Source organism: Acidovorax sp. SRB_24 (assembly GCF_012931925.1).
Map to the genome: position 1 here is coordinate 1 of NZ_MWOM01000396.1, position 215 is coordinate 215.

At 67.9% G+C, this 215-nt stretch carries 1 pseudogene; it reads right to left on the minus strand.

From position 1 onward, the window contains the following. A pseudogene (locus tag B2J89_RS22405) lies at nt 1–215 on the minus strand (electron transfer flavoprotein subunit beta/FixA family protein); the annotation flags it as partial.

Sequence of the window (215 nt, forward strand, 5' to 3'; positions counted from 1 at the left end):
GCGAGCATCTGGCCGGTCTGGTTGGCGTCGTCGTCGATCGCCTGCTTGCCCAGGATGATGAGGCCCGGTTGCTCTTTGTCGACCAGGGCCTTCAAGAGCTTGGCGACGGCCAGGGGCTGGAGTTCGAGGTCGGCTGGGGTCTCGACAAGGATCGCGCGGTCGGCGCCGATCGCCATCGCGGTGCGCAGCGTCTCCTGGCTCTTGGCGTCGCCGCA